Annotated in this window: 17 protein-coding genes; 10 read left to right on the top strand and 7 right to left on the bottom strand. The window is 73.0% G+C overall.

Features of this window, described 5'->3' with window-relative positions; all coding sequences use genetic code 11:
* Nucleotides 1-429 precede the first annotated feature (429 nt).
* Nucleotides 430-945: an ATP-binding protein gene (locus tag GCU69_RS26840; RefSeq protein ID WP_098752938.1), complete on the bottom strand. Its 516-nt coding sequence runs from the start codon at nt 943-945 to the stop codon at nt 430-432.
* Between the two features lie 203 nt (nt 946-1,148).
* Between GCU69_RS26840 and GCU69_RS26835 the strand changes: the two genes are divergently transcribed.
* The 10 genes from GCU69_RS26835 to GCU69_RS26785 all read left to right on the top strand — a co-directional run bounded on the left by GCU69_RS26835 (nt 1,149) and on the right by GCU69_RS26785 (nt 13,164).
* On the top strand, nt 1,149-1,949 hold the full coding sequence (locus GCU69_RS26835; RefSeq protein WP_156207406.1) for a hypothetical protein: 801 nt from the start codon (nt 1,149-1,151) through the stop codon (nt 1,947-1,949).
* A 100-nt stretch (nt 1,950-2,049) separates the two neighbouring features.
* Entirely contained in the window at nt 2,050-2,805 is a 756-nt protein-coding gene (locus GCU69_RS26830) for a YcnI family copper-binding membrane protein (protein ID WP_156207405.1), read from the top strand.
* Nucleotides 2,806-3,117: 312 nt separating this feature from the next.
* Complete coding sequence (locus GCU69_RS26825; protein ID WP_098752935.1) at nt 3,118-3,801, top strand: SCO family protein; 684 nt, start codon at nt 3,118-3,120, stop codon at nt 3,799-3,801.
* Nucleotides 3,798-4,265, top strand: coding sequence for a copper chaperone PCu(A)C (locus GCU69_RS26820; RefSeq protein WP_098752934.1), 468 nt, complete (start codon nt 3,798-3,800; stop codon nt 4,263-4,265). Before GCU69_RS26825 ends, GCU69_RS26820 begins: the two co-directional genes overlap by 4 nt.
* Nucleotides 4,266-4,656: 391 nt before the next feature.
* Nucleotides 4,657-7,077 (top strand): copper resistance CopC/CopD family protein, encoded by a 2,421-nt coding sequence (locus GCU69_RS34110; protein ID WP_408055853.1) that lies wholly within the window; start codon nt 4,657-4,659, stop codon nt 7,075-7,077.
* Nucleotides 7,077-8,345 (top strand): iron uptake transporter deferrochelatase/peroxidase subunit, encoded by a 1,269-nt coding sequence (gene efeB / locus GCU69_RS26805; protein WP_156207404.1) that lies wholly within the window; start codon nt 7,077-7,079, stop codon nt 8,343-8,345. Before GCU69_RS34110 ends, efeB begins: the two co-directional genes overlap by 1 nt.
* Nucleotides 8,346-8,417: 72 nt before the next feature.
* Nucleotides 8,418-9,353 carry a prephenate dehydratase gene (pheA, locus tag GCU69_RS26800; protein WP_098752928.1) on the top strand — a complete coding sequence of 312 codons (936 nt, stop codon included), beginning with the start codon at nt 8,418-8,420 and terminating at the stop codon, nt 9,351-9,353.
* Between the two features lie 697 nt (nt 9,354-10,050).
* Nucleotides 10,051-11,388: a serine--tRNA ligase gene (serS, locus tag GCU69_RS26795; RefSeq protein ID WP_098752927.1), complete on the top strand. Its 1,338-nt coding sequence runs from the start codon at nt 10,051-10,053 to the stop codon at nt 11,386-11,388.
* Entirely contained in the window at nt 11,385-12,203 is an 819-nt protein-coding gene (locus tag GCU69_RS26790; protein ID WP_156207403.1) for an HAD family hydrolase, read from the top strand. Before serS ends, GCU69_RS26790 begins: the two co-directional genes overlap by 4 nt.
* A gap of 211 nt (nt 12,204-12,414) precedes the next feature.
* Nucleotides 12,415-13,164: a hypothetical protein gene (locus tag GCU69_RS26785; protein ID WP_176604661.1), complete on the top strand. Its 750-nt coding sequence runs from the start codon at nt 12,415-12,417 to the stop codon at nt 13,162-13,164.
* 258 nt (nt 13,165-13,422) lie between these two features.
* Here GCU69_RS26785 and GCU69_RS26780 read toward each other — a convergent pair whose 3' ends face one another.
* The 6 genes from GCU69_RS26780 to GCU69_RS26755 form a co-directional block, all read right to left on the bottom strand.
* Nucleotides 13,423-14,142: an ABC transporter permease subunit gene (locus GCU69_RS26780; protein WP_156207402.1), complete on the bottom strand. Its 720-nt coding sequence runs from the start codon at nt 14,140-14,142 to the stop codon at nt 13,423-13,425.
* 27 nt (nt 14,143-14,169) lie between these two features.
* Nucleotides 14,170-15,087 carry an ABC transporter ATP-binding protein gene (locus tag GCU69_RS26775; RefSeq protein ID WP_098752924.1) on the bottom strand — a complete coding sequence of 306 codons (918 nt, stop codon included), beginning with the start codon at nt 15,085-15,087 and terminating at the stop codon, nt 14,170-14,172.
* Between the two features lie 2 nt (nt 15,088-15,089).
* On the bottom strand, nt 15,090-16,007 hold the full coding sequence (locus GCU69_RS26770; protein ID WP_098752933.1) for an ABC transporter permease subunit: 918 nt from the start codon (nt 16,005-16,007) through the stop codon (nt 15,090-15,092).
* Nucleotides 15,997-17,028, bottom strand: a complete 1,032-nt coding sequence (locus GCU69_RS26765) for an ABC transporter ATP-binding protein (protein ID WP_098752923.1) — start codon at nt 17,026-17,028, stop codon at nt 15,997-15,999. Before GCU69_RS26765 ends, GCU69_RS26770 begins: the two co-directional genes overlap by 11 nt.
* 133 nt (nt 17,029-17,161) lie before the next feature.
* Nucleotides 17,162-18,028 (bottom strand): hypothetical protein, encoded by an 867-nt coding sequence (locus GCU69_RS26760; protein WP_098752922.1) that lies wholly within the window; start codon nt 18,026-18,028, stop codon nt 17,162-17,164.
* Nucleotides 18,029-18,206: 178 nt separating this feature from the next.
* Entirely contained in the window at nt 18,207-19,199 is a 993-nt protein-coding gene (locus GCU69_RS26755) for a metallophosphoesterase (RefSeq protein ID WP_408055852.1), read from the bottom strand.
* Between the last annotated feature and the right edge of the window lie 250 nt (nt 19,200-19,449).

Genomic DNA, 19,449 nt, shown 5'->3' with positions numbered 1-19,449 from the left:
AGTCGCCCGTGCTGCGGTCGTGCGCGGTTGGTCGCCCGCGGTTCGGTCGCCCGCGGTTCGGTCGTCCGCAGGTCGGCGGACTGTGGCTCGGGTGTCTGTGGCCGGCCTGCTGTGGATCGGCCCGACCATCTGTGGCACCTGCCCGGCCGCCTCGCGGTGGGCCCGACCGCGGCCGGCCGAACGTGGTCCCGACATCCGCGGCCCGGCCGTCTGCGGTCCAGCCGTCTGCGGCCCGGCCGTCTGCGGTCCGGCCGTCTGCGGTCCGGCTGCCCGTGCTGCGGCCGTCCGTGCCCCGGCCCTCCGTGGTCCCGCCGCCCCGTCGGCACCGCGCTCCGTAGGACACCGCGTCCCGTCGGGCACCGGCCCTCCGGCCCGCCACTCCGGCCGGTGCCCCGGCTGGGCGCGGCGCGGCGGCCCGGCCGCCCGTGTTCAGGCGGTGGCCGCCAGCAGCGCGTCGTCCCGCCACTTCACGATCTTGTCGAAGGCGACCACGGCTCCGCTGCCCGGACGGTTGCCGACCCGTACGTGGTCGGCGAGCGCCTCGATCAGGAAAAGCCCCCGGCCGCCCTCGGCGTGCTCCTCCGCGCGACGCGGCTCCGGCCGCCGCCGCGCCCGCCCGCCGCCCGCCGGCACGGCCTCGTCGCGGACCGCCCGGCCCGGTGGCTCCGGCCGCTCCTCGGGGAAACCGGGCCCCGTGTCGGTGACCTCGATCCGGCATCTCTCACCGTCGAGATGCGCGGTGACGCGGTAGCTGCCGTCCTCGTCACCGGTGGCGTGGCCACCGTGTTCGACGGCGTTGGCGCATGCCTCGGAGAGCGCGAGTGAAATCTCCCAGGACGTCTCGGGGTCGACCCCCGCTGTCTCCATGGCACCGGCGAGCAGCCGGCGGGCGAGCGGAACGCTCGCGGCCTCGCGCCGCAAGTGGAGTGTCCACCAGATGCTCATCGATCCGGCCTCCTGGCTGCGACTCGGCATATCGATACGTATTGCCCGTCCTCACCTTCCGTAAGCGTACGAACGACGTGACTCCGGTCATCCGGGCGGGCACGGAGCGGGCGTATCCGTACACGACCGGCGCTGCTCGCCTATCCCCACGTTTCGACCCTGGCGTGAAATACGGAACGGCTCGGTGGGATGATGGCGCGGCCATGTCCGTCCCCCCAGCACGCGCAGGCGCCGGTCTGCGTCTCGTCCGGGCCGCGGTGTTCGCCGCGGTCTGTGTCGTGCTGTCCGGCGGTGGTCACGCCCTCGCGTCCCTCGGCCACGTACCGCTGTGGGCGCTCGGCGCGGGATTTCTCGCCGCGCTGGCGGCGGCCGCGTCGTTCGCCGGCCGGGAGCGGTCGCTGCCCGGGATCGCGGGCGCCCTGGCCGCGGGCCAGCTGGCCCTGCACACGGTCTTCGGCTACGCCCAGCACGGTGCCGCCACTCCCGCCGCGCCGCCCGGGCACGGCGGGACCTCGCACCACCAGGTGACGGCGCTCGCGCAGAGCCTGCTCTGCAACGGGGGCCCGATCTCCCCCGCGGAGGCCGGCCGGGTCGTCGCCGCGGCCGGAATCACGCCCGCGACCGGCGCCCCCGGGGCGGGCGGCGCACCCGCGGCCCTCTCCGGCGGTGACGCGCTCACCGGGGCGCTGCTGCCCTCGCTGCCCATGCTGCTCGCGCATCTGCTGGCCGCGGTCGTGCTCGGCCTGCTGCTGCGGCGCGGTGAGGCCGCGCTGTTCCGGCTCGTACGGCTGTCGGTGCGCGAACTCGCCGCGGGGGCGCCCGTACGGGCGCTGCGCGCGGCTCTCGCGCTGGCGCGCGCCCTGCACGGCGGGCTCCCGGACTGCCGCGGGCCCCGGGCCGGGATCTCGGGGGCGTACGGACCCGGCACCGCCGGACCCCAGGTCCTGGCCCTGGAGCACTCCGTCAGCAGGCGGGGACCGCCGGCCCTCGGACTGGCGGCCTGACGCGGTCCTCCACCGGCTTTCCGCCGGGGCGGGTCCGCGCCGCCGCCATCCGTGCGCCGGACCGTCCCCCTGTCAGCACTGCCTGTGGAGTGTCTTCCCGATGAACGCATCACGCGCCCGATTCGTCCGCCGTCTTCCGCTTCTCGGCGGCGCCGCGGCCGGTACCGTCCTGCTGCTCGCCGCCCCCGCCTTCGCCCATGTGTCCGTGCAGCCCGGCGAGGCGGAGAAGGGCGGCTACAGCACGATCGCCTTCAAGGTCCCCAACGAGCGGGACAAGGCCTCGACCGTCAAGCTCGAGGTGACCCTGCCGGCCGACCATCCGCTGGCCTCCGTCATGCCGCAGCCGGTGCCCGGCTGGGACGTGGACGTGACCAAGTCCCAGCTCGACAAGCCGATCGAGTCGCACGGCAACAAGATCGACGAAGCCGTCACCAAGGTCACCTGGTCGGGCGGGAAGATCGAACCGGGCACCTTCCAGCAGTTCCCGCTGTCCGTCGGCGCGCTGCCCGAGGACGCCGACCAGCTGGTCTTCAAGGCCGTCCAGACGTACGACAACGACGAGGTCGTCCGCTGGATCGAGGAGCCGAAGGCGGACGGCGGAGAGGTCGAGAGCCCCGCACCGGTCCTCCGGCTCACCGAACCCGAGGAGGACGACGGCGCCGCGGCGTCGGCCGACGCCGCGAACACCGGCGACGCCGAGGACGAGGCCGCGGGCGGCCCGGAGTCCGACGGGCAGGAGACCGCGGCGGCCGACAGCGGTGACACCACCGCGCGGGCCCTCGGGATCGTCGGGATCGTCGCGGGCGTCGCGGGTGTCGCGTTCGGCGTCCTCGCGGGCCGCCGCCGGACCACGTGACGGCCACCCGGCCGCTTGACGGCCGTCGTACCGCCTGACGGCCGTCGTACCGCTTGACACGGCCGCCGGTCCGTCCGACGGCAGCCGTCCCGCCAGCCGGGCGGCCGTGTCGCCACGGCCGCCCGGCCACGGCGTCGCCGCCGGTCCGGGAGCGGGTTCACCGCCCGGCCACGGCAGCGGCATCGCCACCCGGCGGGCGGACCACGCTGCGACCGCCGCCCGCCCGGGCCGCACCGGTCCGGGCGGGCGGCCCGGCGGCGTGCCGCCACCGGGCCCGTACCACCGACAGAACAACCCCCAGGGAAGACTCACATGCGCACCACCCCCGGCGTCACGCGCGCCTCCCACACCCGGCGTCGCACCCTCTCCGGTGCCGCGCTGGCAGCCGCCGCCGTGCTCGCCCTCACCTCCTGCGGCGGAGGTGGCGACAGCGCCGAGCCCGCCGCCGAGGTCTCCACGCAGCCCGCCCGGGCCGCGACCGTCCTCGACACCCCCTTCACCAAGCCGGACCTCACCCTCACCGACACCTCCGGTGAGAAGTACGACCTGGTGAAGGAGACCAAGGGCCACCCGACGCTGCTCTACTTCGGCTACACCAACTGCCCCGACATCTGCCCGCTCACCATGAGCAACATCGCCGTGGCGGCCAAGTCGCTCCCCGAGTCCGAGCGCAAGGACCTGCGGGTCGTCTTCGTCACCTCCGACCCCGAGCGCGACACCCCGAAGCGGCTCGGCTCCTGGCTGCGCGGGCAGAGCCCCGACTTCATCGGCCTGACCGGGGACTTCGAAACCATCCAGGCCGGTGCCCGCAGCGTCGGCATCGGCATCGCGCCGCCGAAGAAGAACAAGGACGGCGAGATCGAGTCCACCCACGGCGCCCAGGTCCTGGCCTTCTCGCCGAAGGACGACAAGGCCCACGTGCTCTACGGCGAGGACACCTCCGTCGACGCGTACACCGAGGACCTGCCGAAGCTCGTCAAGGGGAAGACCCCGTGACCCGCCGGCTCACCGCGCGCCGCGCCGGAAGCCTCGCCGCCGCCCTGGTGCTGTCCGGCGGGGCCGCCCTGACCGGGTGTTCCACGGCACCCGACGGTCCCGAGGTGAAGGCCGGCGGGGCGTACGTCCCGCAGCCGGTGATGGCCGACATGGCCGCCGGCTATCTGACGCTGACCAACTCCGGCGGCACCGACGACGAGCTGACCGGGGTGACCAGCGACATCTCCGACGACGTCCAACTGCACCGGACCACCGGCAACACGATGCGGCAGGTCGACTCCCTTCCCGTACCGGCCGGCGGAAAGCTCGAACTGACCCGCGGCGGCAGTCACCTGATGTTCCAGGACCTCAAACGGAAACCCGTCGAGGGCGAGAAGGTGTCGCTCGAACTCCACTTCGCCGAGTCCGGCCCCATCGGGCTGGACGTGCCGGTCGAGGCGACCAACCACCATCCCCGGCAGTGAGGGACCGACCACCATGCCCGTCACCGCACCTCCCCCGCCCGCCGCCGACCGCCCGGGCCGCCAGAGCCACCCGGGCCGTCAGGGTTGTCAGGGCCACCCGGGCCGCCAAGGCCGCCAAGGCCGCGAGGAGACAGCGCGCCGCGGCGATTCCGCGGTCCTCGCCGGTCGTGCCGTCCCCGACGGTGGCGCCTGCCCCGACGGTCGTGCCTGCCGCCGGTCGGCACGCCGCTCGGCGGGGCGTACGGCAGCGCGGACGGCACGGCGAACGGCACGGCGTACGGCCGCGCAGCTGCTGCTCGCGGCGGCGGCCCTGCTCGGCCTGCTCCTCACGGGCGCCCCTCCGGCGGCGGCGCACGCGGCGCTGACCGCGAGCACACCCGAGGACGGTGCGGTGACCGACAGCGCCCCGGAGCAGGTCACCCTGACCTTCTCCGAGGGCGTGTCCCTCGCGGACGACTCGATCCGGGTGTTCGACCCCGAGGGACGGCGTGTCGACGCCGGCGAGCCGAAGGCGCTCGGCGGCGGTGCCGCCCGGTACGGCGTCGAGCTGCGCCCAGGCCTGCCCGACGGCACCTTCACCGTCGCCTGGCAGGTCGTGTCCACCGACAGCCACCCCATCTCCGGAGCGTTCACCTTCGCCGTCGGGGCGCCGTCCGAGAGCACCGCCGAGATCCCCGAACAGGAGGCGGGCGGCGGCCTGGTCGGCCTCCTCCACGACATCGCGCGGTACGCCTCGTACGGGAGCTTCGTCGTGCTCACCGGCGGTGCCGCCTTCGTCCTCGTCTGCTGGCCGCGCGGGACGGGCGTACGGGCCCTGCAACGGCTCGTGGTGCGGAGCTGGATCACGCTGACCGCGGCCACCCTCGCACTGCTGCTGCTCCGCACCCCGTACACCGGATCGGGCGAGTTGGCCGACGCGTTCGACCTCGACGGGCTGCGCGACGTGCTGGAGACGAAGACGGGCGGGGCGCTGCTCTCCCGGCTGCTGCTGCTCGCCGCCGCCGCGCTCTTCGTCGGCGTGCTCTTCGGCACCTACGGGCGGCGGCTCGCCGCGTCCGGCGGGGGCGGGGAGCCGGACACGAAAGGGAACGGGAACGGGAACGGGGACGGGGACGGGGACGCAAGCCGGGAGGGGGAGCGGAGCGGGAAAAACGCGCCGGGCTCCGTGCGGAACGCGCCGGACCCCGGGGAGGACGAGCCGGCCCCCGGGCGGGACGGAGCGGACGCGCAGGATCGCGCGGGCCCGCCTGGCGTACGGGAGGACCGGCGGGACGCGGCGGAGGCCGGGCAGGACGTACCCGAGGACCGGCGGGCCGTGTCCGAGGACCGGCAGGACGTACCCGAGGACCGGCGGGACACGGCGAAGGAACGGCAGGACGCGGCGGAGGACCGGCTGGACGGGCCCGGGCCGCTCGGCGGCGACGGTGACCGTGACGGCGACGGTGACGGAACGGACCGGCGCGATCTCTTCCGCGGCCTGGCGATCGGCGGGCTGGTCGTGTCCGCCGGACTCGCCGGGACCTGGGCGATGTCCGAGCACGCCTCGACCGGGATCCAGCCGCAGCTGGCCATGCCGGTGGACGTCGTCCATCTGCTGGCCGTCGCCGCCTGGCTGGGCGGGCTGACGGCTCTGCTGGTGGCGCTGTACCGGGGACCGGCCGTGGACCGGGAGGCGGTGCGCCGCTTCTCCCGGATCGCCTTCGGCAGTGTGATCGCGCTGGTGGTGACGGGGCTCTACCAGTCCTGGCGGCAGGTCGGCAGCTGGGACCCGCTGGTCTCCACGGCGTACGGCAGGCTGCTGCTGGCGAAGATCGCGCTGGTGCTGCTGATGGTCGCGCTGGCCCGGTACTCCCGGCGCTGGACGGCACGCCTGGCGGACGGTACGGCCGGCGCGGCCCGTGCCGACGGCGCGGCCGGGACGGGGACCGCCGGGGCGGAGGCCGCCGGGACGGGGACCGCCGGGACGGAGGCCGCCGGGACGGAGGCCGCCGAGGCGGAAGCACCGGCACCGGCGGAGGCCACCGAGGCAGAGGCCCCGGCACCGGCGGAGGCCATCAAAGCCACGGTCGCCCCGGACGCCACCGCGCACTCCCCCGGACCCGACGGCCCCGGACCCGCCGATTCCGCCTCGGGTGGCCGCGTATCCGAAGGCTCTGCCCCCACCGGCCACACCGGCCCCGTAGACCTCACCGGCCCCGCCGGCCCCGCTGGCCCCATGAGCCCCGCAGACCCCATCGACCCCGCGCGGGCCGCCCAGCTCGCCCGGCAGCGTGCCGCGCTCGCGACCGCTCGCGACAAGCGGGCCCGCGACGCCGATCCCGAGCGCACCGGGCTGCGCCGCTCGGTGCTCGCCGAGGCAGCGGTCGCCGTGCTCGTACTGGCCGTCACGACCGTGCTGACCGGCACCGAGCCGGCCCGTACCGAGGACTCCGCCCGGGCGGCGACAGGCGCCTCCGCCACCGCACCGCACCGTCCCGTCGCGGTCGACATACCCTTTGACACCGGAGGCGAGAACGGGCAGGGCAACGCCTTCCTCGACGTGGACCCCGGCTTCGCCGGGGAGAACACGGTGCATCTGAGGACCGAGCACAAGGACGGCGCGCCCCTCGGCGCCCCGGAGGTGAAGCTGTCCTTCACCCTGCCGGACAAGGATCTCGGCCCGATCGCCGTGCCGCTGAAGAGGATCACCCCGGACCACTGGATCGCGACCGAGGTGCGGCTCCCGATGGCCGGCACCTGGAAACTGTCCCTGACCGTACGGACCTCCGACATCGACCAGGTGACGGAGACCAGAAACGTGAAGATCGGCTGATGACGCACGAGCACCACCCCGGCCCCCGCAGCTCGCGGGTGCCGCGCCTCCCCCGGCTCTCCCGGCGACGGCTGCTGGGCACGATCGGAGCCGCCGGCGCCGCGATCGGCGCGACCGGTGGCGCCGTCGGCACCGCCGTGACCCGGGACACCCCCGTCGCGCTGAGCACCGTCGGTTCGACCGCCGTGCCGTTTCACGGGAAACATCAGCCCGGCATCACCGTCGCCCCGCAGGCCTGCGGGCATCTGATCGCGTTCGACCTCGCTCCCGGCGCGGACCGGAAGGCCGCCGCCGCCCTGCTGCGCCGGTGGACGGGAACGGCCGAGCGGCTGGCGGCGGGGCGGACCACGACGGACGACACCGGGATCGCGCTCGACGCGGGCCCGTCCTCGCTCACCGTCACCTTCGGCTTCGGGCGGACGTTCTTCGATCGCACCGGCCTGGAGAAGCAGCGGCCCGCCTCGCTCGACCCGCTTCCCGACTTCTCCTCCGACGCCCTCGACGCGGACCGGAGCAACGGCGACCTCTGGGTACGGATCGGGGCCGACGACGCCCTCGTCGCCTTCCACGCCCTGCGTGCCCTGCAGAAGGACGCCGCGGACACCGCGAGGGTGCGCTGGCAGATGAACGGGTTCAACCGCTCGTCCGGGGCAACGGCCGAGCCCATGACGACCCGCAACCTGATGGGCCAGGTCGACGGCACCCGCAATCCGCGCCCCGAGGACGAGGACTTCGACGAGCGGATCTTCGTACCCGACGGCGGTGGCGCGAAGGACCCGGCGTGGATGGCCGGCGGCTCGTACGCCGTCGTCCGGCGCATCCGGATGCTGCTCGACGACTGGGACGGCCTGTCCGTCGGCGACCAGGAGCAGGTCATCGGCCGGCGGAAGTCCGACGGCTCGCCGCTCACGGGCGGCAGCGAGACCACGCTCCCGGACCTGGAGGCGCGGGACGCGGACGGCAGGCCGGTGATCGCCGCCAACGCGCACGCCCGTGTCGCGGCGCCGGAGACGAACGGCGGCGCGGCGATGCTGCGCCGGCCGTTCTCCTTCCACGACGGCTACGACGAGAAGGGGGCACCGGACGCCGGGCTGCTGTTCATCTGCTGGCAGGCCGATCCGCTGCGCGGCTTCGTGCCGGTGCAGCGGAAGCTGGACCGGGGCGACGCGCTCTCGGCGTTCATCCGGCACGAGGCCAGCGGGCTGTACGCGGTGCCGGGCGGCTGCGCGCCGGGCGAGTACGTGGGCCAGCGGCTGCTGGAGGGCTGATCAGCTCCCGGACCGGCGCACCCGCGCGCGCCGGTATCGTGGGAGCCCGTCGGGACAAGGGAGCTGCGCAGCATGTCGGCAAGCCGCTACACGTACCTCGGGCCCGAGGGCACCTTCACCGAAGCCGCCCTGCGGACCCTGCCCGAGGCGGCGACGCGGGAGCTGGTCCCGATGGTCTCGGTGCCCGCCACCCTCGACGCCGTACGGGCCGGTGAGGCGGGCGGCGCGCTGGTCCCGATCGAGAACTCCGTCGAGGGCGGGGTGACGGCCACGCTCGACGAGCTGGCCACGGGTGAGCCGCTGATGATCTACCGCGAGGTGCTGCTGCCGATCGCGTTCGCGCTGCTGGTGCGGCCGGGGACGCTGCTCGGTGACGTCAAGACGGTGACCGGGCACCCGGTGGCGCAGCCCCAGGTCCGCAAGTGGCTGGCGCGTCATCTGCCGGACGCGCTGTGGGAGTCGGCTGCGTCGAACGCCGACGGCGCCCGGCTGGTGCAGGAGGGCCGGTACGACGCGGCGTTCGCGGGGGAGTTCGCGGCGGCGGCGTACGGTCTGGAGCCGCTGGTCACCGACATCCACGACGCGGACAACGCCGCGACCCGCTTCGTGCTGGTCGGCCGGCCCGCCCGGCCCGCGGCACGGACCGGGGCGGACAAGACGTCCGTGGTGATCTGGCTGGGCGACGACCACCCGGGCGCGCTGCTGGAACTGCTCCAGGAGTTCGCGGCCCGCGGGGTCAACATGATGCGGATCGAGTCGCGGCCCACGGGCGAGGGCATCGGCCGTTACTGCTTCTCCGTCGACTGTGAGGGGCACATCACGGACCGGCGGGTGGGGGAGGCGCTGATGGGGCTGAAGCGGATCTGCCCGAAGGTGCGCTTCCTCGGCTCCTATCCGCGGGCCGGGGTGGATCCCGCGGAGCTGCCGGCGCTCCGGCACGGCACCTCGGACGGGGAGTTCGCGGCCGCCTCGGACTGGCTGGCCCGCTGCCTCGACGGCAGGGCGTGACCGTCCCTTTCACCGGATGTGCACAGCTCGAAAAAGTTATCCACAGGCAATGAGTACGGCCTGGGGAAAACTCAACTCCGGAACCGGACAAGGTCGACAAAGCGCTCTAGCGATCGCAGTTTTCCCACAGGGGGCCGGATAGGTCTTCGTCACCCCAATTCCATCGATCAACTCTTTGGGGTGAGACATTACCGCCCGAAAGAGTGTGTGGAACGGGTTTGGGCGGGGAATTCTCCGCCTTTCACAAGGCCGCAGGAATGATCAATTCCGACTTCCACAGTTCCAGGTCACAGCCTGTGGATAACACATCCACCCACGGGCACCCCTGTGGACAACCGCACGCGGACCACGGCGACTCGGCCCGGTGCGGGCCGCGTACGGCGTCGGGCCGGGCGGCCGTTCCGCACCGCTTCCGGTACCGGGTCGGCGCCCAGTCGGTGCCGGACCGGCGCCGGGCCCGGCACCACCTCCGGCGACCGGGAGCCGGCATTCCGCATTTCCGCACCGCCCGCTCCGCGCCCCGCTTCAGGCGGCCCTTCGACCGCCATTCGACCGCCCTTTGATCACTTTTGACCGCTCCCTGCCGCCCTTCGGCTACCTTTTCAAAGAAATTCTCTTTTCAGTCGAAAACGGTCAAAAGACACGCAGTTCCATAACAGGTTCGAGCACCCGCTCCGGACACCGGTAGCCTGGAGCGGTGATTGACCTTCGCCTGCTCCGTGAGGATCCCGACCGTGTCCGCGCCTCCCAGCGCGCCCGTGGAGAGGACGTCGCCCTCGTCGACGCCCTGCTCTCCGCCGACGAGCGGCGCCGGTCCTCCAGCGTCCGCTTCGACGCCCTCCGCTCCGAGCAGAAGGCGCTCGGCAAGCTCATCCCCAAGGCGGCCGGCGAGGAGAAGACCGAGCTGCTGAAGAAGGCGGGCGAGCTGTCCGCGGCCGTCAAGGCCGCGGACGCCGAGCAGGACCAGGCCGCCGAGGAGACCCAGCGACTGCTGGCCCAGCTCGGCAACCTCGTCCACCCCGAGGTGCCCGTCGGCGGCGAGGACGACTTCACCGTCCGCGAGACCGTCGGCGAACCCCGCGACTTCACGGCCGAGGGCTTCACCCCCAAGGACCACCTGGAGCTCGGCCAGCTGCTCGGCGCGATCGACACCGAGCGCGGCGCCAAGGTCTCCGGATCGCGCTTCTACTACCTGACGGGCATCGGCGCGCTGCTGGAGCTGGCCCTGGTCAACGCCGCCGTCGCGCAGGCCACCGAGGCCGGCTTCGTGCCGATGCTGACCCCCGCGCTGGTCAAGCCGCGGGCCATGGAGGGCACCGGATTCCTCGGCCAGGCCGCCGAGAACGTCTACCACCTGGAGAAGGACGACTACTACCTGGTCGGCACCTCCGAGGTCCCGCTCGCGGCCTACCACATGGACGAGATCATCGACGCCGACCGGCTGCCGCTCCGCTACGCGGGCTTCTCGCCCTGCTTCCGCCGCGAGGCCGGGACGTACGGCAAGGACACCCGGGGCATCTTCCGGGTGCACCAGTTCGACAAGGTCGAGATGTTCTCGTACGTCGCGCCGGAGGACGCCGAGGCCGAGCACATGCGGCTCCTGGAGTGGGAGAAGCAGTGGCTGACCGGCCTGGAGCTGCCCTTCCGGGTGATCGACGTGGCGACCGGCGACCTGGGCGCCTCGGCCTCCCGCAAGTACGACTGCGAGGCCTGGATCCCCACCCAGGGCAAGTACCGCGAGCTGACCTCGGCCTCCAACTGCGACGAGTTCCAGGCCCGGCGGCTGTCGGTGCGGATGCGCGGTGAATGGCCGGGGGCGGCGGCTTCCGCGTCCACCCCGTCTTCCGGTGGCGGCGGGCGCACGGGCGGGCACGTCCGGCCGCTGGCCACGCTGAACGGCACGCTGTGCGCCGTACCCCGCACCATCGTGGCGCTCCTGGAGAACCACCAGCGGGCCGACGGCTCGGTGCGGGTGCCCGAGGTCCTGCGGCCCCACCTCGGCGGCCGGGAGCTTCTGGAGCCCGGCGCCAAGTGAGTCCGCCCTCCGCCGCCGGCGTCCCGTACCGGCTGATCGCGACCGACCTCGACGGCACGCTGCTGCGCCGGGACGAGACCGTCTCGTGGCGCGACCGGGACGCGCTCGCCGCGGCCGCCGCGGCGGGGGCGGCCCACATCGTCGTCACCGGACGGGCCGTGCCCTGGGTCCGGCACGTCCTCGACGACCTCGACTACAACGGACTGGCGGTGTGCGGCCAGGGCGCCCAGGTCTACCACGCGGGCGAACACCGGTTGCTGACCTCCGTCACCCTGGACCGGCAGGTCGCCGGGCTGGCGCTGGCCAAGATCGAGGCGGAGACCGGCCCGCTGCTGTTGGCCGCGAGCCGCGACGGGCTGGACGGCGAGGTGCTGGTCGGCCCCGGCTACCGGGAGCCCGGGGGCATGCTGCCCAGCGTCGCCTTCCGGGACCCGGAGGAGATCTGGGCCGCGCCGCTCAACAAGATCTACATCCAGCACCCCCGGCTCGACGACGACCAACTCGCCGCGGCCGCGCTCGCCGCGGCCGGCGGCCTGGTCGGGGTGACCATGGCGGGCCCCGGCACCGTCGAACTGCTGCCGCTCGGGCTGACCAAGGCGACCGGGCTCTCGCTGGCGGCCCGCCGGCTCGGCCTCGGGCCCGCCGACACGATCGCCTTCGGCGACATGCCGAACGACATCCCGATGTTCGACTGGGCGGCCCACGGGGTGGCCATGGGCAACGCCCACCACCAGCTGAAGGCCGTGGCCGACGAGATCACCGGCTCCCAGGAGGAGCACGGCATCGCGGTCGTACTGGAACGCCTGTACGGCTGACGCTGCTCCGGCGGGTGACTTCTCGCACCGGCGCTCGTTGGACAGATCGCGCGAAGGCAACTGGAGTTCGAGGCGTCGAGGGCATGTGAAGTGGTGGTGGCCGGACTGAGCATCCGGTGGGCGAGTATGTGGCTACGTGAGCAGTCTTCGCTCCTGGTCCCTGGATACGGGCAGTTTCCTCAACCGTTCCAGACAGATGGAGGGCATCCTCATGCCACCCGAATCCGCCCTGACCGAGTCCCGCTCGCTGCGCGACAGCGTCGCCGCCCGCACCGAGGCGCTCGACAAGGTCAAGACACTGGTGACGCTGCCGGACGGGCTGCACGTCACGACGCGCATGGTCGCCGAGTACTTCGAGGTTCCGGAGAACACCGCGAAGACTCTCGTCAAACGGCACCGTGACGAACTCGCGTCCCATGGGATGCACACGCTCAGGGGCTCTGAGCTGCACTTCTTTGAAAGGTCCAACTTGGACCTTTCAAAGGAAAGTTATCCACAGGGTCGTGCGCACCTCACCGTTCTCCCCCGTCGCGCCGTCCTCTGCGTCGCGATGCTGCTCCGCGACAGCGAGGTCGCGCGCCGGGTCCGGACGTATCTCCTCGACACGGAGGAGCGGTCCCGGCCGCACCCCGCGGCGAGTGGCCGGAACCGGGGGCGGGAGCACCACCGCGGCCGTTCGCTCGACGCCCGGCTGACGGTCGTCGAGTCCTGCCTCGGCGACGTCGGGGAGGCGCTGCGCGATCTGGGGCCGGTGCTGCGGAGGACGTCGGCGCGGCTCGACCGGATCGATCAGCGGCTGGACACCATGGACAGCAGGATGGCCTTCATGGACCGGCGGCTGGACAACACCCACCACGTCGTCTGCGCGATGAGTGAGCGCATGGCCGACATGGACACCCGGCTGCGCGAGCTGCGGACCGAGGCCGTCAGGCCGCGGCTGCCCGGGGAGAGCCGCCCGTAACGGACCGGGACGCCCGGTACGCCCGTAACGGCCCGGCCCGCCCCCCGGCGGACCGGGCCGCCGGTGACGGCCGGTCGCCCATGACGGGCCCGTCGCCCGGGACGGCCCCGTCCGGCCATGACGAAGGGGGCGCGCACCCAGTCGTGCGCGCCCCCTTCGTGAACTTCACCAACGGGTCGGGAGATCACCGACTGGTCGAGGAGTTCACCGGCAGGCCGTGGAGATCACCGGCGGGTCGTGGAGATCACCGGCGGGCCGTCACTCCTCGCCCGCGATCGTCAGTCCGCGGAGCTTCTGTCCCGCGTACCAGGTCGCGCCCGCGGTGACGACCGCCAGCAGCACCACCGCCGCCGGCAGCCCGACGTCGGAGGTCACCAGGCCGCCGTCCGCGACCTTCCCGCCCAGCGCCAGCGCCCACTGCTGCACGCTGAGGGTCCGCGCCCCGGCCACCAGGCTGCCGAAGAGCGACTCCCACACCAGCGCGTACACGAGACCGGCGACGACCGCGTGCCGGGTCACCGTGCCGAGCAGCAGGAAGACGGCGCTGTAGGCCACCGAGGCGACCGCGGCGGAGAGCGCGTAGGCCACCGCGAGGTTCTGGCTGTTGCCGCCCAGGACGAGGCCCGCGATCAGCGTGGGCACCGCCGAGAAGACGATCGTCACACCGACGGCCACGAGCAGCTTGGTGCATATGATCACCGGCCGCTTCACCGGCTTGGCGAGCAGATAGACGATCGACCCGTCGTCGATCTCCGGACCGATCGCTCCGGTACCGGCGATCACGCCGATCAGCGGGACCATCGTGCCCAGCGCGAAGCCGCCCAGCAGATCGGCGGTCGTCTGGTCGTCGGCGCCGGTCAGCAGCCGCACCGCGATCGCGGTGACCAGCAGCAGACCCGGCAGGATGAAGAGGATGAGTGCCCGGCGGCGGCCGAGCAGGGCCCGGTAGGTGAGCCGGGCGACCGTGGGGTTGTACATCGGTTCAGGCTCCTTGGGACCGGGCCACTAGGCCGCTACGAGATAGGAGAAGACGCTCTCCAGGGACTCGTCGGAGGGCGAGACCGTGAGGAGCCGGATGCCGTGCTCGCGGGCGACCCGCGGCAGCAGCTCGGTGAAGCGCGGGAAGTCGACCGCCTGGACGCGCAGCGCGCCCTCGGCCAGATCGACCTCGATGCCGGCCGTGGACGGATCGGCGATCAGCGCGGCCGCCAGCGCCCGGTCGTCGCTGGACCGCAGGAGATAGCGGTGCGGCCGGTCCGTCATCAGGCGGCGGATCTCGCGGAAGTTGCCGGAGGCGGCGTGCCGTCCGGCGACGACGACCTCGATGTGGTCGGCGAGCTGCTCGACCTCCTCCAGGATGTGAGAGGAGAACAACACCGTGCGGCCGTCCTCGCCCATCCGCCGTAGCAGTTCCATCAGCTGCATCCGCTGCCGCGGGTCCATGCCGTTGAACGGCTCGTCCAGCAGCAGCACGGACGGGTCGTGGACCAGCGCGGAGGCCATCTTCACGCGCTGCCGCATGCCCTTGCTGTACGTCGCGATCTTCCGGCTCTCGGCGTACTCCATCTCGACGGTGGCCAGCGCCCGGCGGGCGGCGGCACCGGGATCGGGCAGTCCGTGCAGCTCGGCGTTGGCGAGCACGAACTCCTTGCCCGTCAGGAAGTCGTACATGGACTCGCGCTCGGGGACGATGCCGATGTGCCGGTAGCTGTCCTCGTTGCGCCACACCTGCCGGCCGTCGAGGGAGACTTTGCCGGCCGAGGGGGCCAGGAAGCCGCCCATCATGTTGATGAGCGTCGACTTCCCGGCGCCGTTGGGGCCCAGCAGCCCGGTCACGCCGGGGTCGATGCTCATGGTGATGTCGTTGACCGCGACGACGTTGCCGAACCAGCGGGAGACGTGGTCGATGGTGAGGGTCGTCATGGCTACAGCCCGACCTTTCGGTAGCGGCGCATCAGCAGGAAGTACGAGCCGGCGATGAGCGCGAGGACGACGGCGAGGTAGACCAGGCCGCCCAGCGCTCCGTCCGGTCCCTGGGCGCCGGGGAAGGCGGAGTCGGCGCCGAGGAACCGGGTCTGCACCCCGTCGATCAGCGTGATCGGCGAGAACAGGCCGAGCCAGCCGACGGCGGCCTGGCTGCCCTGCTCCCAGGCGATGACCTGGACGGTGCTCACGGCCCCGTAGGGAATGGTCAGCACGGCGATGACCGCGGCCACGCCGAAGCCGCGCCGCGGGGTGAGCGCGGCGACGACCAGCCCGACGCAGGCGAACAGGACGGACAGCAGCGCCGCGGACACCAGCGCCTGCCCGAACCCCTCGGTCTGGTCGGCGAAGTCGAGCTTCGCCAGCAGCGCACCGGCGTAGAGGACCACCAGCGGCAGCGCGGTCAGCACGAACAGCGCCGAGGACATCGCCGCGAGCTTCGACGCGACGTAGTCGACCCGCTCGACGGGCCGGGAGAAGTACAGCGGAACGGTGCGGAACCTCAGATCGCGCGAGACGGCCTGCGGGGCCTGCGAGGCCACGTAGAGCCCGATCACGGCCTGGAGGTAGAGCGCGTAGCTGGTGTACTTCAGCGGCAGGTCGTCGGCGTTCGTCGCGACGGCGACGGCGACGATGATGCCCGCGGGCAGGCACATCACGGCCAGCAGCATCATCGGCAGCACCTTGGACTTGGCCGAGCGGCCGAGTCCGTACGCGCCGCGCAGGCTCTGCACGAAGAGCGAGCGGCGGGCGTAGGCGCGGCCCAGCCGCGGTCCGTCGTAGTTCCGGTAGCCGATGTTGTGGATGCGGGTGGCGCCGGCGGTGCCCGCCGCCGCGGCGGTCGTCGTCTCAGGCGGCATCGCGGCCACCTCCGTTCTGCCCGGCCGGGCTGCTGTCGGGACCCTCGGGGCGCCCGGGGCTGCCGGAATTCCCGGAGCTTCCGGAGCCGTTGGAGTTCTCGGAGCGGAAGACCTCGGAGATGTGGTGGCGGCGCTGCTCCATGCGCACCAGCCCGAGGCCGAGCCCGGCGACGGTGTCGCGGACGATGTCGTACGTGCTCTCGCCGTCGGCCTGGAGGAGCAGCACCCGGCCCGCGCCCGGAGCGCGGCCGCCGGCCTCCGTCTCCACGCCCGCGCCGGCCAGCGCCGCGGCGAGCGCCGCGGCCCCGTCCGGATGCCGGTCGGTGTCGGTGACCTCGACCGCGAGGGTCGCGGTGGCCTGGGTGAAGTCGCTGGTGGAGCTGGACCGCAGCAGGGCCCCGCCGTCGATGACGACGACGTGGTCGCAGGTGCGCTCCAGCTCGCCGAGCAGGTGCGAGGTCACCAGCACGGAGATGCCGAAGTCGGTGTGGACCCGGCGGATCAGGCCCAGCATCTCGTCCCGGCCGGCCGGGTCGAGGCCGTTCGTCGGCTCGTCGAGGAGGACCAGCTTCGGGTCGTGGACGAGCGCCTGGGCGAGCTTCACCCGCTGTTTCATGCCCGTCGAGTAGCCGCCGATGGGCCGGTACCGCTCCTCGTACAGGCCGACGTGGCGGAGGGTGTCGGCGGTGCGCTCGCGGGCGGCGCTCGGCGGCAGGCCGGACATGCGCGCCATGTGGACGACGAACTCGGTGGCCGAGACGTCCGGTGGCAGGCAGTCGTGTTCCGGCATGTAGCCGACGCTCTCCCGGATCGCGCCGCCCTCGGTGGACACGTCGAGGCCGAGCACGGCGGCCCGGCCCTCGGTGGCGGGGGACAGGCCGAGGAGAATCTTGATCAGGGTCGACTTGCCGGCTCCGTTGGCGCCCACCAGACCGGTCACACCCGGTGTGATGGTCATGGAGAGCCGGTCGAGCGCGGTCACCCCGGGGAACCGCTTGCTGAGGCTTTCGGTCGCGATCACAGTCACGTGGACGACGCTAGTGCCGCCTCCCGGTGCCGTCGTCAGACCAGGCGGCTGCTTCCGCGTCAGCCTGGAGGCGTACGAGCCCGTAGGGGCTGTCATCGAAAGTCGTTGCCGGAAGGCAGGGGTGCCGTCATTCCGGCTGGTGGTCGGGGCCGCCGTAGTCGGGGCTGGAGAAGCCGGGGCTGTCGAACGTCGGCCGGGTGCTGCCCCGGCCCGCCTCGTCACCGGACTCCACTGCGGGGCTGCTGAACCCGGGGCGGCTGTAGCCGAGCGGTGGCGTACGGCCCTCGTCGGGGCCGTCCGCACCGGCCGCGGCGGGCTCGCCGAGGGCCTGCCGGAGGAACGGTACGACGCCGCGCTCCAGCAGCGCCTGCCGCCAGGCCTCCCGTGCCCGGGCGACCTCGCTGGTGCGGTCCTCGCCGCCGGAGGCCCGCAGCGACCCCGAGCCGTCGCGCCGGGCCGTGAGCAGCAGCCCGCAGATGGCGACCAGGATGGCCGCGGCGGTCAGTGCCGTGAAGACCCAGCCGGCGTTGATGATCGAGTCGGCCATCGGTTCGTCGGGGCTGAGGGCGTGCAGCACATAACCGATCACCAGGAAGATCGCGGCGGCGGATCCGGCGAGCACCGGCGCGAGCACCGCGAACACCGCGATGAGCCCCGCCCCGGACGCCTCGGCGACCTCGCCGACGCTGGTGGCGAAGCCGAGACCACCGCGCTGTTCACCGCCCTCGGAGTCGCCCGGGCGGTATCCGCCGCCGGAGGCCGGTCTGCGCAGCTCGTCGCGGAGTTTGACGTACGCCTGGTACTCGGCGGCGGCGCAGGCCGAGATGGCCGCGGCGGCCCCGAGGGCCATGGTGCGCAGCTGCTCGGCGTTGAGCCGCTGTCCGACGGCGGCCAGATCGGGCCGCCGATGGGCCGAACGCAGCGCCTCGTCGAGGACCCGGTCGAACTCCGGGCGGTCCTCGGGAAGCAGATGCGGAGCGCTTTTCATGTGCATCCCCCGATGCTCCGTAGGCCTGCATGCCGGCTCTCACCGGGCGGGCGGAAACGGAGGAGAGCCTGCTACGGATAAGCCGATGGTAGAGCGCCAACGGCACGGGGTGACAGGTGTTGCCGGAAAATCGGCCCGCGCCGTCGGACCTGATCACCTGCCCAGGCCGCGGCCGGTTCAATCCTCAGTCGGCCAGGGGAAGTTGTTGAACAAGCAGTTTTCCGGCCATGGTGACGCCCCCGTCCATGGCGATCGCCAGCCCGTCGGCGTACACGTGCGGGCCGTTGACCACGGGAGAACCGCCGTCCTCGTCCTCGGAGCCGACCTCTCCGGTGAGGTACGGAATCGGGCTGTGGCCGTGTACGACGCGCCGGCCGCCGTAGATGCCCATCAGCTCCTGGGCGGCCCGGGAACCGTCGTCGCGGAAGGCGAAGCGCTTGGTGAACTTCCGGAAGAGGTCCCAGCACTCGTCGGGGTCGCTGCGCTGGAGGATCTCGGTGACCCGGTCGTTGACGGCCTCGATGGAGTCGCCGTACTCCAGATAGGCCGTGGTGTCCGAGTGCACCAGCAGGTGGCCGTCCTCGGCGGTCATCGCGTCGAGCCGGGACATCCACTGGAGGTGGTGGTCGCGCAGCCGCTCCATGTCGGTGCGCTGGCCGCCGTTGAGCAGCCACGCCGCCTGGAAGCTGGCCGTGCCCGCCCCGGAGTTGACCGGGGTGTCGCCGAACCGCTTCGCGCCGAGCAGCAGCAGCTCGTGATTGCCCATCAGGGCCTTGCAGTAGCCGCCCGCCGCGGCGGCCTCGGCCGACAGCCGCATCACCAGGTCGATGACGCCGATGCCGTCGGGGCCGCGGTCGGTGAAGTCGCCGAGGAACCACACCCGGGCGTTCCCGGCCGACCAGCGGCCCTCGGCGTCGATGAGTCCCTTCTCGGCCAGCGCCGCGAGCAATTCGTCGAGATAGCCGTGCACGTCCCCGACGACGTACAGCGGGCCGGGGCCGTCCACGGGGGCGTGGCCGGGCTCCGGCTCGGGCACGGGGGTGAAGGCGACCGTGGGCGCTTCCGGGGCGGGGGCGCGTCCGATGACCGGGAGGTCCCGCCGGGTCGGGGTGTAGCCGTCGTCGGGGGGCTCCGTCGGTGTCACCGTGTCCATGGGCACGACCGGCATGATCATCATGCCTCGCACCACGGGTCCCTGACCGGCCCCCTGAGTCATCGACCCCTCCACCATCGCGCCGCCGTGCACCGCTCGGACTCCCCCTGCGCCGGTCGGCATGGGCCCATGGCCAGCGAGGTCCGCGATGTCGTGCGCCCATCATAGGAATGTCGCTCGCGGGTTGTGACGCACCAGGGGGCTGCCAATCGTGGCCGCCGGGGGAATCGCCGGAATTTCCTCCCGGATTGTCCTGGTAGCACACCGCGGCGGA

The sequence above is a fragment of the Streptomyces lycii genome (assembly GCF_009735685.1).
Lineage (GTDB): Bacteria > Actinomycetota > Actinomycetes > Streptomycetales > Streptomycetaceae > Streptomyces > Streptomyces lycii.
This window is presented reverse-complemented; position numbering and strand designations above follow the sequence as displayed.